The 15,665-nt window shown below is 36.6% G+C and carries 9 protein-coding genes; 2 read left to right on the forward strand and 7 right to left on the reverse strand.

Features of this window, described 5'->3' with window-relative positions:
• Window positions 1-5: 5 nt before the first annotated feature.
• Complete coding sequence (locus IEV85_RS05930) at window positions 6-1,538, reverse strand: methyl-accepting chemotaxis protein (RefSeq protein ID WP_188461195.1); 1,533 nt, start codon at window positions 1,536-1,538, stop codon at window positions 6-8.
• A 260-nt stretch (window positions 1,539-1,798) separates the two neighbouring features.
• On the opposite strand from IEV85_RS05930, the gene IEV85_RS05935 reads away from it, so the two are divergent.
• Together IEV85_RS05935 and IEV85_RS05940 are read left to right on the forward strand one after the other, a co-directional pair.
• Window positions 1,799-3,214 (forward strand): response regulator, encoded by a 1,416-nt coding sequence (locus IEV85_RS05935; RefSeq protein WP_188461197.1) that lies wholly within the window; start codon window positions 1,799-1,801, stop codon window positions 3,212-3,214.
• Window positions 3,207-3,854, forward strand: a complete 648-nt coding sequence (locus tag IEV85_RS05940; RefSeq protein ID WP_188461199.1) for a response regulator transcription factor — start codon at window positions 3,207-3,209, stop codon at window positions 3,852-3,854. The genes IEV85_RS05935 and IEV85_RS05940 overlap by 8 nt, the downstream gene beginning before the upstream one ends.
• A gap of 57 nt (window positions 3,855-3,911) precedes the next feature.
• Here the strand turns inward: IEV85_RS05940 and IEV85_RS05945 are convergent, their stop codons facing one another.
• The 6 genes from IEV85_RS05945 to IEV85_RS05970 all read right to left on the reverse strand — a co-directional run bounded on the left by IEV85_RS05945 (window position 3,912) and on the right by IEV85_RS05970 (window position 15,516).
• Window positions 3,912-5,111 (reverse strand): hypothetical protein, encoded by a 1,200-nt coding sequence (locus IEV85_RS05945; RefSeq protein WP_188461201.1) that lies wholly within the window; start codon window positions 5,109-5,111, stop codon window positions 3,912-3,914.
• Between the two features lie 10 nt (window positions 5,112-5,121).
• Complete coding sequence (locus tag IEV85_RS05950; RefSeq protein ID WP_188461203.1) at window positions 5,122-6,228, reverse strand: porin family protein; 1,107 nt, start codon at window positions 6,226-6,228, stop codon at window positions 5,122-5,124.
• 1 nt (window position 6,229) lies between these two features.
• Window positions 6,230-9,256 (reverse strand): nSTAND1 domain-containing NTPase, encoded by a 3,027-nt coding sequence (locus IEV85_RS05955; protein WP_188461205.1) that lies wholly within the window; start codon window positions 9,254-9,256, stop codon window positions 6,230-6,232.
• 21 nt (window positions 9,257-9,277) lie between these two features.
• Window positions 9,278-12,538, reverse strand: a complete 3,261-nt coding sequence (locus IEV85_RS05960) for a hypothetical protein (RefSeq protein WP_188461207.1) — start codon at window positions 12,536-12,538, stop codon at window positions 9,278-9,280.
• A gap of 205 nt (window positions 12,539-12,743) precedes the next feature.
• Window positions 12,744-13,478 carry a hypothetical protein gene (locus IEV85_RS05965; RefSeq protein ID WP_188461209.1) on the reverse strand — a complete coding sequence of 245 codons (735 nt, stop codon included), beginning with the start codon at window positions 13,476-13,478 and terminating at the stop codon, window positions 12,744-12,746.
• Window positions 13,479-13,536: 58 nt separating this feature from the next.
• Window positions 13,537-15,516 carry an eCIS core domain-containing protein gene (locus IEV85_RS05970; RefSeq protein ID WP_188461211.1) on the reverse strand — a complete coding sequence of 660 codons (1,980 nt, stop codon included), beginning with the start codon at window positions 15,514-15,516 and terminating at the stop codon, window positions 13,537-13,539.
• Between the last annotated feature and the right edge of the window lie 149 nt (window positions 15,517-15,665).

The raw sequence follows: 15,665 nt of genomic DNA on the forward strand, positions 1-15,665 counted from the left end.
AAGGCTTAAACTAAAGTGAATTTCTTAATGCTTCCTTTCAAGTCATCAGCAATTTCTCTAAGCATATTGCTTGACTGGCTTATTTCTACCATACCTGCGTTTAGCTCCTGAGAAGAACTGGCAATTTGTTGCGTGCCTGCAGCTGTTTCCTCTGCTACTACTACAATTTGTTCTATATTTTTAACGACAGCTTCTATAGCCTCTTTTTGGTTGTTGGTAGTATCCTGAATTTCTTTGGAATGTCTGAAGGTAACTTCACTTGAACTGGCAATTTCCTCAAAAATTTCTTCTGCATCTCTGGTAGCTACGCCACCGTCATTTACGCTGGACTGCATACTTTCTATAGCTTTTCCGGCAGACACAGTGTCTTTCTGAACATCGCTGATAATTTTTTCAATATCCACTGCTGATTTTCTTGAGTCCTCAGCTAACTTTCTGATTTCCTCTGCCACTACAGCAAAGCCCCTGCCTGCGTCTCCGGCACGAGCGGCTTCAATGGCAGCGTTTAGTGCCAGTAGGTTGGTTTGAGAAGCAATGTCAGTAATTACATTAAGTGTTCTGGCAATTTCTTCTGCTCTACCAGTAAGGATAGTGATTGATTGAGAAGTTTTTTCTGCAGAAGTATTAATGCCAGCCATATTTACTACCAGGTTCTTTATAATTTTAAGACCTTCTTCTGATCGTTTTTGACCTGCTTCAGCAGTTTTATTAATGATATCAGCTTTTTGTTGCATGTTAAGAGATGATTTCATCACTTCTTCTACCAGCTTGGACGACTCATCAGTTCTTAGTGCCTGATCCTGGGCTCCTTTTGCCATTTGAGAAATAGCAGAAGCCACTTCATTAGAGCTGTTTTTAATACTTTCGCTTCGTGTTAGCAAGCTGTCCGATGATTTAGATACGTACTCAGCACCAGAGTTTATTTTGTTTAATACTTCATTAAGGTTGTCAAGCGCACTATTTACTTCACCAGCAACTTCTGAATTACTTTGCACTCGCTGAGTAAGATCTCCCAAAGCCATCGCACGAATAACCTCAATAATCTCGACTTGCTCTTTCATGGATTTCTCTAGCTTGTTTTTAGCTTCATTTCCTGAAATTTCTATTAGTTTCTTCTCAGTAATGTCAAGTGCATATTTCACAACTTTAGTTACTTCTCCTTTTTCATTGCTTACTGCTGTGTATGAAGCTTGTAACCAAACTTGATCTCCGGCTTTATTGTACCGTAAAAATTCACCGCTTTGGGCTTCTCCTGAGTGCAGAGCATGCCAGAATTTCTTATAATCCGAACTTTTGGCGTATTCATCCGAAACAAAAATCCGGTGGTGCTTTCCCTGTATTTCCTTAAGAGTATAACCCGTTGCTTGTAAAAACTGCTTATTTGCTTTCAGTATATTTCCTGTAGCATCAAATTCTATAGAAATAAAAGCATTGTTAATAGCAGTTAAATAATTTTGCAAATCCTGAGTTTCATCGTTTGCTTTTCCGTTGGGTTTAGAAGTTAAATTTTCTTCTAATTTAGTGGCTGCTTTTACCATAGTTTTATGATTTTAATTTTTAGTAAAGGTAAGTTCGGATAGGTAGCAGAGTCAATCCATGAAATTCCGTATTTTTAATAGTATATTTTACAGATTTATGAGTAGGTAATAATACCTAGTTTTAATGATATTGAGGTTTTAATGATTTTTTTTAAGTATTTTGATTTGTTTAATAAAATAGAGATTGAGAAATTTATTAGGGTTTTTGTAGGAAATTGACAATATTAGAAACACTATAATTACCATAAAATCAACCAAAGATGCCCTCAAACAAGATTTTGATTGTAGAAGATGACCCTATTATTGGGATACATCTTAAAAGCGTGCTGGAAAAAGCTAACTATGAAGTGGCTCCAATTTTAAGTTCCGGTGCTGAAGCAATCGAATATGTAAAAGAAAATACACCGGGTATTATATTGATGGACGTAATGCTGGAAGGTATGTACGATGGTATTGAGACTTCTATAGAGGTTAATAAAATCAAAAACATTCCTGTTATCTATTTAACAGCTACTAATGACAAATCTACTATCCATCGGGCTAAAATTACTTTCCCTTATAGTTTTATTACCAAGCCCTTTTCAGAGACTGAGCTACTGGCCAATGTTGAACTTACACTTTTTAAGCATAAATATGAGGTGTCCCGCCAGCAGAGTGAGGAGCTTTTATCTTCGATTTTAAGTAAAATTAAAAGTGCGGTTTTAGTGCTTGATCAGCAGTATAAAATAAAATATCTCAACAGGTTTTTAGGAAATTTATTGAACATACCCACAGATGTGCTCACAGGCTTTGTATTTGGGGAGGATATAAAATTATCATCATTAACTGATGAAACCATTAGTTTTCAAAGTCTTATCAAGACTGATACAGAAGAGCTGGCTTCGCAAAAAATTATTTACATTAATTATGGGGGTAGACAATATCCAGTAAATAATATATATATAACAAAAGCTAATTTTTTCAAAACTGAGGAAGAACAGTACTTAATTATGTTTTCAGACGCAAGGGAGCGATTAAGCAAAATGAAAGCGTCTAAAATAAAGCGCCAACAAAAATTAAATGCCCAGTTAGAAGGGGTTGAAAATGAAAGGGCGAGGGTGAGCAGGGAATTACATGATGGCCTGGGGCAAATGTTGAATGTTATTAAGATGAAGGCGCGCAACCTTAATGATAATGAAGCAAATTTTACAAGTATGCTGAGTTTAATTGATCAAACCATTGAGGAAACAAGGAAAATATCTAATGATTTAATGCCTTCAAAACTCAGGCATTTCGATTTGCAATCCTGCCTAAATTCTTTGTGTGAAGATTTTGAAGGAACGGGAATTCAGATTGACTTCAACTCAAACCTGCAACAGAGAGAATTGGATGATTATAAGATTCATATTTATCGTATTGTGCAAGAGGCATTCAATAATAGTTTAAAACATTCTCAGGCAAAAAAAATTTCGTTACAGATTTATAAAGAAGAAGAAAAAGTGAGGATTAGCATTGAAGACGATGGAATCGGTTTTGATTTTGTTAAATTAAAGAAAAATTTGGAAAAAGAATCTCATGGGCTCATCAATATAACGGATAGAGTAAGTGCCATGCGGGGGGAGATAGAATTTCATTCGGATAAAAACTTTGGAACCAGCATTATCATTCATTTAAACGAGCTTAAGAATTATGCTTAAAATTTTGCTAGCGGACGATCACCATCTGGTAAGAGATGGTATTAAAATGTTTCTTGAATCAGAAGCTGATTTTAAAGTGATAGGAGAGGCGAAAAATGGACTGGAAGCAGTTGAATTAAACGCTGAATTAAAGCCTCATCTGGTGCTTTTGGATATATCAATGCCAGAGAAAAATGGAATTGAAGCAGCCACTGAAATCCTACAACACAAACCCATACCTAAAATAATCATGCTGAGTATGTACCTGGATGAAAAGTATATTAATACCTGCATGGAAACAGGAGTACACGGCTACATTCACAAGGGAGCGGATAAGAAGGAATTGATAGAAGGAGTGAGGAAGGTAATGACTGGCCAGAATTTTTATAGTAAAGAAGTAAGAGAGGTGATGGTAAGTAATTACATAAACAGCCTTAAGCAAAAGAAAAAAAACCTGACACAGCAAAAAGTAACCATTACCAAACGGGAAATGGAAATTGTAAAGCTAATTATGAAAGGCTACTCCAGCGTGCAAATAGCAGAAGATTTATTTATAAGTAACCGTACTGTTGATACACACCGCGCCAATTTGATGCAGAAATTAGATGTTAAAAATTCAATTGAACTCATTAATAAGGTAACTGAGCTAAATCTGGTTTAACCACCGCCTTAATAAGAAAAAGCCCCCTTAAGTTGCTGATGTATGAAGCACATTGATTTATTCCGTGAGTTCTCCCTCTAAATCTGTTCTTAATATAGTAAGAGATTGGTTAGTTGCAACGGTAGCCGATCCTGTTAATGTAATCTGATTATTTCCTACAGCAATATTGATAGCCTCGTCATTTGAAGCCCCGCCATAAGTTTTCTCCCAAATAGCACTACCATTTAACTCCCATTTTGATAAATAAATATCATAATTATCAGGTGAACTCTCCAGGCTGCCGGTTACCATTAATCTTCCGTCAGGAGAGATGGCCAGGTCATTTAATTGAAGGTTCTCCTCCTTTTCATTTATCAGCGTTTGGTTGATGATTATGTCATCATTATAAGAGAAATCTACTACAAGGGCATTGGTAGCATTTTGATCACTACTTACTGTGCTTCCTGCGATTAGCCACTGTGTTCCGTACTGGATTAGAGAATTAGCCACCTCATTTGTCGAGTTGTTTTCTCCATAGTAATTAATTACCTGACTTAGTCCGAGTTTATTTATTACACTAATTAATATATCGCTATCAGAGGAGGATTGAAGATTGGAATTGCCTACCCAAAGTATTTTTTCATTATTTAGTTCCGCAATTCCGATTACATCACCAGGAGCAATAAGGTTACCGTAGTTTAAACTCCAGGTAATTTCACCTTCATTGGTGATTTTATAAAAAAGGTTATCATCCACCTGGTTATTAATCTTAATTGTTCCACCCATTACAAAGCCATTCCCACTTGCCAACTGAACAATTTTATTGCCTTCCTCTATTCTATTGGGCTCACCGAAAGAAAGGCTATCAAGCAGATCTCCCTCGCTATTTGTCTTTAATAGCACAAAATCTTTGTCGCCATCTGAGCCAGTCATGTAACCGAGAATCATTAAACTCCCATCTTCAAGAAGAATCATGTCTTTAGGTCTGTCGTCAAAATTTCCTCCATATTGTTTTTCCCATAGCAGGTTTCCAAAGTTGTCAGCCTTAGCCAGGTAATAATCTGAAACATTTGCTGTCCCATTAGCTTTTGAAGCTAATATTAGGATGCTTCCATCTTCTAAAACAATAGATTTCGCAAGAGTTTCATTAAAAGCTCCTCCTATAAATTTTTGATATTGCTTCGCAGGCTCACCTATTTCAGGTTCATCAAACTCGCAGGAGGAAAGAAAAAAGAAAGTTCCTAATAAAAGGGATAGTGTATAAGTAAAGTTACGCATGGGAAATTAGTTATTTCTGTTTTTTTCTTTTATTTCTATCCATCAATTTTGGTTTATATATAGGCAAGGCATAACCTACTTTTATACTCAAATTATTCATGGAGAAATCGTTATCTACATAATTGTAATCATATAGTAATTCCGAATTACTATATCTTTCTTTAGGGTTATTTACATCGTTGAGCCCATAGGTATAGCTGATACTTCCCAGTAAATATCCGTTTCCTATTACTCCTTTCCAGGTAAAGCCTATTGCTCCTTTGGCAGAGAGGTTGAAAGGCATTCTGTGATCTTTCATGTTCACGGATGGGCCGGCAACAGTTTGATTCCCCAATTCTTCATTGAGGCTATCCAAACGTGTAATGGAGGCACTGGCATCTAATAAATATTGAACCGATGCACCGGCCTGGGCATAAAGCCTGAAATCTCCTTCATTGATGTAGTATTTTATTTCAACAGGTATTTCCATCCATGATTGCTCTTCAAGATAGATTACTTCTGAATAATTGTATTGCTTTTTATCGTATTCAAATTTATTATACAGGTAATTTATATTTGTGAGTACCGACCATTTATTAAAAAAGGGTATTTCTAATGAGATGCCTACAGAGTACCCCATTTCAGGAGTGTAGGAGCCTAAAGAGGTACTTGTATTATCCAGGCTGAAATTCCTGTGCACCGTAGGAAAAGAGTAATTACCTCCTGCATGCAAGCCAACCAGCAGAATAGGATAAGTTCGAAACCTGTTATAAAGCTGAATAAATTCAGTGGGGTCGAGGTTTTCATTAATTTCATATTCGGGCTCAAGTTTTAATAATTCCACCATATAATCGGCAGCTGCATCTCTTTCATTAAAATATAGCTGAGTGATTACTAAAAGGCGATAGGCCCTTACCTTATTTTCTTTGTTTAGTCGTGTTCCATTAAGACAGGGAAGCAACTGATCTATAATGAGGTCGATTTTACCTTCCCTGTACATTTCGTTTGCTCGCTCCAAATTAAGTACACAGGCATTATCCTCTTCTTTAGGTTTTTGTGCATATGCATTTTGAAGAGCAGCAAAACACAAAATAAAAGCTACAGATAATACCTTCACATTTGATATCTTTCTTGTCATTTTAATTATTTAAAAAACTACTGTAATTAGGGCAGGTTACAATGGTGTCTGCTCTGGCGAAATCATCTCCAGCATACTTTTTCCACTCTTCTACATTGAGCATATTTCTCCGCAAATCATTACAGATTTGATTAGCCATTTCTTTGGTATCGATAGGCCATAATCTTATAAGGTAATCTCTACTGCCTGCCCACAATCGGCTATCATCTTTATTGAAAATGATTGACCATACCCAATCTTTATGATCCCTTAAAATGATGGGAGCATCTTCCAGCGCATTTAAATTCCACACCCTCACTGTTTTGTCAAAGCTTCCTGTAGCTAAGCGAGTACCATCATTACTAAAAGCAATATTATTAATTCGGGCTGTATGGCCAGGTAAAATTTTAGTAGTGGAGTAGCGTAAATCCATCAACATAATTCTTCCTTTCTCATCACCAAAAGCTAAAAACCTTCCATTGTTGCTATATGCTACAGAAAATAATGAATACTGATTGTTATAAAGTAAAGCAGAATCCTTTCCATTTAAGCTATATTTAATTAAAGCTCCATTATCCTGTGCTGCTACAATACTGTTATCTTCAGGGCTCACCGCCAATGCATTAATCTTATTGGCCCCTCCTGAAATCGGCCTGAAAAGTCCGTTTTTATAATACATTATTTTGTTGTTGGAGCCTACAGAAAGAAGGTCATTTTCTTTTGAGAAAGCAAGAAACCAAGTTTCATTCCAGGTAGTTGGTACTTTTTCAGGTTTGCTTGATGGGTTCCTGAGGTCATGTATCTCAATAAACCTGAAATCACCTCCCACAGCCAGTCTTGCATCATCATTACTTAATGCTAATGACTTATTTATTCTTACATTTCCTCCTCCGCTAATAAGCTTTGGAGTGGGGTTAGCTGATGAATTCCACTCAATTATTTTACCATCACTTCCAGTAGAGTAAACTTTATCATTTTCCTTAGAAGCTACCAAACTCCTCACGTTCTGATCATGTTCTTCCAGGTTAAAATAGTCAGTGCTTTTAAGTGATTTAAGTGCATAATATAATCCATCATAAATATCCGGATCATTTGTTTTTCCATTCTGATCCCTGTTAAAATTATAGGCCTGCTTAGCCACAAGACCTTTCACCTCAGGTTCAGTAATTTGTATGGATTTAATGGCCATTGATTTAGCTATAGAAAGCAACCTTAAGCTTGTCGCCTCTTTCTCACTCATAATGGCAATTTTGGCATTAAAGAAAGCAATGCTTTCCTGCTGAAGTGCTTTAATTCTTTCTGCCTCAGCCAGTTTTTGTTGTTCTATAGCCAGCTTAGCGTTGTACTGTGCCACACCAGTTTGTTTTACTGCTATTTCCTGCTGTTTTTTGGCTTCTTCTGCATTTGCTTCGGCAATTATTTTCTGTTTTTCAGCTTTCTCGCTTTCCTGCTGCGCTAATTCAGTTGCTACAAATGCCCGTTCCTTTTGTTCGTTGGCATCTATCCAAAACCAACCTGCCACAAGGCATAGCAAGAACATTACAGCAGCTATTCTTCTGAAAATTGCTATTCTTCTTTTTTGCAGCTTTTCTTTTATACGTTGGGTTCTTTCATATTCTTTTTCGCTATGATCAAGAAAGAGCATAGTACGCTCAAAGGATTTATGATGCCTCAACCCCCAGGCTTTTGTTGGGTTTTGTTCTATTCTCCAGTTTTGAGCTAATAGTAAGTCCGGTGGCCTCCAAAGTCCTGCTTTTCCTTCCTGGTGCATTCCTGCAGCTTCTGCCAATCTTAAATAGAGTTTTACAGATTCAGCTTCTTCATCTACCCATTCCACCAGTTCCACCCAGTTACGCATTAAACTTTCATGGCTAATGTCAATCATGCTTTCGTCATCCAGCAACACCTGAGCAGGAGGCATTAATAATGATCTTCCGGGTCTTCTGAAATATTCAATTACCTTAATAACCTCATTTTTATCAGCATCGGCTATTTCTGTAATATCCTTGAGAGTAGTAGGCCTTCGAACACCTCTTCCTTCTTCTCCTTTTTCAGTAAGGGCTTTGAAAATACGTTCGCAAATGAGTCTTTCTTTTTCATTTAGCTCTCTGAAAGCTTCCCTGGCATGTTCTGATAACGCATTTTTCATGCCCCCTATCGCGTTGTAATCCGCTAATGAGATTTTTTCTTTGGCGGATTTGTAGGTTTTCCAGTAATCCCAGGTACGCATCATAGCATGTTGCATTACCGGAAGTTGGTCTCCGCTTTCTCCAACATCTTCTAAAATCTCCTGTACTAAATCATCTTCTACTTCTGCTCCCATAAAATGAATAGGGCCTTCAATAGCTATTTGTTTTTCCTTTCTGGTTAATTGTGGGATTAAATACTGGCTATTATTTATGGCCGCTGTAAGCTCCGGAAACCTTGCACAATCTCCAATAAAATCTGATCTGATGGAAAGCACAATGTAAATAGGTACTTCAGTTTGACCTATAGAAGTAACTATTAAATTGACCAATGCTTTCACTGATTCATTTGCGTCCGCATCATCGGGAGGAAACCTGAAAACTTCCTCAAATTGATCTACAAATAAAAGATACCTGGTTTTTGTATTTCTTTCCCGTAAAATGTCAATGAGTCCGGAAGGTGAAGCGCTCAACTGTTCTGTTAATGCTTTAATATCAGAGGTATCGGACTTTTTATTTTCATCAGACAATTCTGTCTCAGCACTTATGCCGTTTAATAAACCTTTTGCAAGGTTATGCATAGGGTTATTACCCGGTGTTGCCACAAAAACTTCCCAGCTTTCTTTTTCCTGCTTATTGTTTTTGAGAATGTCAGATAATACCCCGCATGACATGAAGGAGGATTTACCGACACCTGAAGCGCCAATGATTGCAACAAATCTTTTGTTCATGATTTTATCAACCACATTCTCAATTTGGCCTTCCCTTCCAAAGAAAATATGGCTTTCACCAAACCTAAATGGACGCAAGCCGGGGAATGGATTTTGGATTGTAGCTACAAGATCTTCTCTGTTTTCACTCATGCGTAATAATTCATTTTGGATTTAGTTAAGCACCATGTCATATTTTTCCCCATGCTTTTCATGTACGTATTGCTTAAGCATAGATTGAGGTATTTCTTCATAGAAAGAGAGTAACTCAAGAAATACATCTCTATCAACCTTCATCAAAGTCACGCCTGTTAAAGCTTTTATTTGTACAGGTGTATGGTCATGATGATTCAGTTGAAAGTTAGGGATCATTTCTTTAGTAGAGAATTGATAATTTTTCAGCCTGGTGCTAAGTTGAACTTCCCCTTTATATATGAAGAAGAAATCTAAGCTATCAATTTCACCTTTACTCACTATCTCATCTTGCTTAAACTGCAGGATGCTTACTCTTTTAATAATTTCTGAAAGTACAAGCCCCGAAATTCCTGAAAATTCCTTTATCTCATTTAAGAAGTTGATCATATCAAACTTGAGGGCAGGCACTTCGCTTTTTTCTGTACTTATTTTTCTGATCACCTCAGTTGTTTCGTAAGCAAAATGAAACTCTCTTTGTTTTTCATATCGCCTGGCCAACTTTTCAAATGCATCAGGAAAAATTTCAAATAGTGCCTGTGCAGCAGTTTCTCTTAATATAGCATCAGGATTTACCAGGTGACTGGCCATTATTTCAAAAGAATTGAAATTAGTTTCTTTTGAAAGGTCTTTTAAAGCGCAGGTCTTAGTCCAGCTATTAATCCATTTGTAATCTCTCTGAACAATATTCACCAACATTTCTGCTTTTTCCATTGGCTCAGTAGGGAAGATGTTCATTAGCTCTTCCACTTTTGAGCGATAGGAGGAAATTTTGAAAATTGGTATCAGGAATGACTTCATCTCGTCATTAATAAAGATATCCAGTAAATCAGAAGCGAATTCTGACTCTTCTACATCATTACTATTGATATTTACTTTTACAAGTTCTACTGACTTAGGATCGTAAATCAATGCAAGTAGTCTGAAAACTGTTTCATAGTTAGTAGATATTTCATACTCCAAAGCCCGCAAGAGCAGGTTTGAGCAGTTGTTGTTTTCTGCATCAATGTAAACTGCCATGTTCCAGATCATGGCATTGCACACTTCTTCCAGCTCAGTTCTTACTTGTAAAGCTTTAATGCTATCGGTTACTGTGAATCCACATCGGCTTAAAGCATCAAGGCAGGTTGCTACTACATTTTGGTTAGGGTAATTGAGCTTATTAAGAAGTGATGTTACTGCACTTTCTGAACTGATTCTTCCATAAATCTGTAAAATTCTTTGCTGTGTCCGTTGATCATGTTTATTTAGTTGAAAGGCTGTTTCCAGCATTTTTAAAAAGGAATCATCGGAAGCGGAGATAGCAGCCACTGCGGCATTTGAATATTCCGGATGCTTAAGCTGAAGAATGATATTGTTATGTAGCGAAGTATCATCTGCTTTGGCTGCCGCTATTATGGCATTATAAATAACAGGTTGATTGGAATCTCCAAAAAGTCGGTTTAAAACCTTTCCTTTCTCTGTGGAATCAAGGTGCTGTGCCAGCAAAGCACCGTAAATCCTCTCATTTACTAATTTTGAGGAGGTGAGCTGATCCACATACTTAACTTGTTCAAGCCTGAAAAGGGCTTCATTTAATTTTACATTCACCTCTCTCACCAGGGAAGCAGTTTTTAAAGCAGGGAAATATTTCCAACTCATTACCTGCTGAATGGCTGGCAAAGCTTCTAATAAATGATAATTGAGAACCTCATAAAGGGCTATTTCCTGAATGTGCTCATTTTGGTGAGCGGCCAATTCCACGATTATTTTTCTGTAAATAACAGGGTCAAGTACTTTTAATAAATTTAGTTCAAATACAGCTTTTTCGTAATCACTTTTGGGAATGCTTTCTTCCAATTGTGAAAGGAAGCTCTGGGTTAAAGATTGGTCGTGTTTAATTAAATTACGTTGTTGACCCAAATTATCTTCCAGGAGTCCTTTGTACATTCTATACATAAGAACTATACTTACTATCCACCCTATGGAAAAGAGTATAATTGCACTTATAATTAAAACAGGAAAGTAAGGTTGATCGATATCTGCAAGCAGGGCACTGAACCACTCTGAGGTGCCAAGTCGTACAATTCCTATAAGCAATAAGCCTGTTAAAAAAGTGGTTATATGCCTCAACATATTATCAATGGTGGTCTGTATGTCGAACCTGAGATTGCTTTCGATAGGGGAGAAATAAAGTCTGAAAAGTGTATTCTGAATACCATATTTCAGCCCATGAATAAGTACCGTTCCTGCTATAATAATTATGAAAAACCTGATAAATGAAAGAGAATCTCTTTCAAACCCGTAAAAATAGCCTACTGCAAAGGCTGCCGCGGTTAGTAAAATGGTTAAAATTGGAAGTACAAGCAAGCTTACTTTAATTCCGTATTGTCTCACAAGCTTTTTCTGGGAAATCCAGAGGAAGAGATAAGCGAAGAAGCATAAACCTAGTGTGGTATAGCTAAAGAATTGGTGAAGTTCCGTCCCTTGCTTGGCCGACTGTTCCACCGCATATAGAAAAAGAATATCTACTAGCCACAGCGTGATAGTGAAGCAAATAGTGAAAATACTCAGGTAGAGAAAATACCTGTTTTTAATGAGCTTACTAAACTTATTGTAGTAATTTATGTATTGGGCGCTAAGTTGAATTTCGCTTATGTTTTCGAATTTCAAAGCTGAAATCCAAACTGTAAAAATTGTTATAATGGCACTTGCTGATACCATAAAGAAAAGATGTCTTTCTTCCAGAAATGTGTTTTCAAGCAAATAAGTGTATCCTGCTGAAACAACTATAATTGCCAAAAGCATACCTATAATAGCTATAGGTGACAATTTCTTGTTTTCTCTGATGTTGAAAAGTGAGTGGCCGAATGCATTATATAGTGAAAATAGGATAGAGATAGTTGGAAACAGCCCCATCATAGCATAGGTAGTATAAAGCTTCGGGTTATCGGAAAATGTTATCTTATAGAAGAGGTAGTAATAAAAAATAGCAAAGAGAGCGAGGAAAATAGTAGATAAAGTGCTGATTGAGAATCTTTTGTGTAGGTAGCTGTAGGAAAATGAAACTAAAACTCCTACAATACCCGAATATAAAACAATATAAGGTAGACTTTTATAAGAAAGATGAGTCAAGTATAGGTTTATGCTGCCAAGAAAGCTTGATGCCAGCATAACTCCTAAGCCTATTCCAAAAAGAATAATACTAACCAATTCAGAGTGGGTTCTTGAAAGGTTTTGGTTGTTATTTTTTACAATTTTCATTGTGTTTTTGTCCTGCCAGTAATGATGAATAGCTGGTGGGAGTAATCTTTTAATTGTCGTACTCTAAAAGACCAATAGCAACTTTACTATTAGTATCGGTAAATTAACAAAAAGAATACTAAAGTTAATAGGTGAATGTGAAAATATTGCAATTAATATGTAATATTTTCTCATTCTTTTCTTTTAGGATCTACTCTAAGTATTGTTAAAACTTCACTAGTTTCTGCTTAAATCCTTTGCCATTTTCGAAAGGATATATACTTTCGTATAAATCATCAGTAGAGATATTAGGAATTGAATCTTTGGTGTCGAACTCAAAATAGAGCACTTGCTGAATGTATTCGTTTTCTACAGGAATGCTATCATAATACTCCTCTTTATATACATTGAAGCCAAAGTTTATATTATCCAAGTCCTTGCCTTTGAAATGTCCATCTTCCCAAAATTTCACACTGATATGAAATGATTTATTTTTCCATCTGGTGAATTCTTTCACGATAGCAGAAACCCCTTCTAATACTTCTTTCTTATTTTCTTCTTTTGCTGTTTCAAACAAGTATAAAATCAGATCAACAGAACCGGATACAGATTCATTCATTACTATCTCTTCCAGTGGGGGGATGGGATTATGATTAATTTCTTTGTAATTGAAGGAGGTACTGTTTTTAAATTTAAAAGTAGGGTAATAATTATTAAGCTTAGCTTTTATTAAATTACTGCATTGATAGGTGTGCAGCATTTGAGGAAAATTATCACTTATTTCCTCCCCTTTTTGTTTATAAGTTCCATGAATAACTATCGCTTTATTATTTGCTAACTCAGCTGTAAATTGATGATAGCCAAGGTTGAGGACAAAATCATTGCTTAAAACATTAAATTTATCGTTGTATCTTTCTTTTAAAATATTTTCAAGTTCTTTGTCGCTATAAGTTTTTGCCATTTCACAGGAGGTTATTAAGAATAATAAAGTTGATAATGTTATAATTCTGAACATAAAGTTATTGTGTTATCCAATTCCAAATTGAATAAATTCGGTTGGAGGCATCATCGATAGCGTTAGTTACTCCATCTTTAAATCCTTCCCATGCATCACTTGCACCTTGTTTGAAGCGGTTGTACCGAATTACTGTTTCTTCGTAAGTTTCTACTACTGTTATATAAGCATGTAGAATACCCTGTACTTTTCCTCCCAGGTTTTGCCTGAGCGGTTCTGCTACTTTCCTCTGTTGATCATGAGGATAAGCTCTAGAGGAGCTTACTGTTGAATGATGGCTTTTATTCATTTCAATATTGTTGATTTGTTCTGCACCTGATGCTTCTCTCATTTTACTATAATGCGATGATGAAAATACATGAGTTGCATGTGCTTCTGCAATACCACTAACTGTATCAGCCAAAAGAGACTTTATTTCATTCACTTCCCTACCAACAGCTGCCTGGTTTTCATTCAATTTGTTTATAATATCTCTTAGGCGGATGACGTCTTCAGCAGCTTCCCGGGGCCATTTAAATTGTGGACGGATTATCGATAACACTTCCGCCATATTGCGATCAAAATTAGATATACTTTCCTTAATAGTCTCAATATGACCACTAAGACTATCTATCAAAATATTTACATCCAGGTGTCTGCCAAAATCATGCTCATAGGTTGTGCCTGGCAAATTAGCTTCACCTGCTTTATCAACAATATCTCCCGTAACAATATGATGAATAGCTTTTGGCCGCTCGCTTTCTGGTATTTTTTGGAAACGATCAACAGAAGCCTGATCAATACCGGGAGATTGGAAGGTGGATACATTAGCTACCTGTCCAGAGAAATTAACAGCAGTATGTTGTGCCATTGCACCACCCAAACTATGACCCGTAACATCAACAGGGCCATCTGCTCTACTTAATATTGCTTCTATTAGATTTCTATTTGCTTCAAATTGCTGTAAGCCTACGGCTCGGGGATCTAAATCCACATAAATTGTCATTAAATTTTCTGATCCTCCTCCGGGAATCGTTCCTCTAATAGCTAAAATATCATTTTTCTCTGATCTGGATTTAATTAGCACTGCCTGAAATCCTAATTGTGCGCCACTCGACCTTCCTATCCAGCTTATCCCTGACTCGCTAGCCTCATAGCCGTTATTAGTTAAAAAATTTCTTTCTTGCTCAGTTAATCCAGAGTTTTCCGGTTTGTAAACAAGATGGTGCGCAGCAAATTCGTATACAGCCTGTTGCGGTGCTATTTGGTCTAATGCGTCTTGTCCTGAAACTTTTTGTAAAATTTTATGAGGAGAGTTTTTATTATATAAATTTACATCACTGTTGTGATGAATATTCCCACCAACTTTAAACTGCATAGCCTTATTCCCCATTTCATCTGCCTCTTTTTCAAGAGCAGCATCATCATTTATGGAAATATTGGATTTTAATTGCTTAGTTGGCTTTACTCTTCCTTCTTTTTGCTGGATTACATGCCAGGCTTCATGCGGTAAGTGTTTTTCCTGACCTGGTCCCAAATGTATGTCGGTACCTTGTGCGTAAGCCAAAGCATTCATTTCAGAAGGTTTGTTAGAATTTCTGTACACTCTCACATCGTCCATAGAATGGCCGGAAAGGTGTTCTATACCTGATTTTAAATTTTCGGGTAAGCCGGTGGAGTTAGAGTTATTATTTTCGGGGATATCGCTTTCTTTTCGGTTTTTCTTCTGAAGGATTTGATGCTGAGGATATTGCTCCTTGTTTTGTGTCTTCCGGGCAACACCAGAAGGTTCTTTAACACCAAAAGTCATAATGCCAGGCTTAAGTTGAGCAAACTGCTCTGGTTTTTCAGAAGTATGATTTTCAACATATGAAAATCTGGTTATGTCACGAGAAAGTGTGCGGCTCATCTGTCGGGGTTGTAAGCCTTTCTGCCAATGGGTGTTTTCCTGTCCACTTTGCTGGTGAGCAGTGTTTTCATTAGAATGTTTTGGTTGATCAGCCACTAGCTTTTACTGTTACTTGCTTGTAATTGAATGATCCAATATACAAACTTATTTGAAAACCGATACTTCCAACATGATCATTTATAGTGAGGCGAATGAATCACCTCTTCTATCTCAAGTTTAATAAATACATGATTATACTGAAACTT

The sequence above is a fragment of the Marivirga lumbricoides genome (assembly GCF_014636295.1).
GTDB classification, from domain to species: domain Bacteria; phylum Bacteroidota; class Bacteroidia; order Cytophagales; family Cyclobacteriaceae; genus Marivirga; species Marivirga lumbricoides.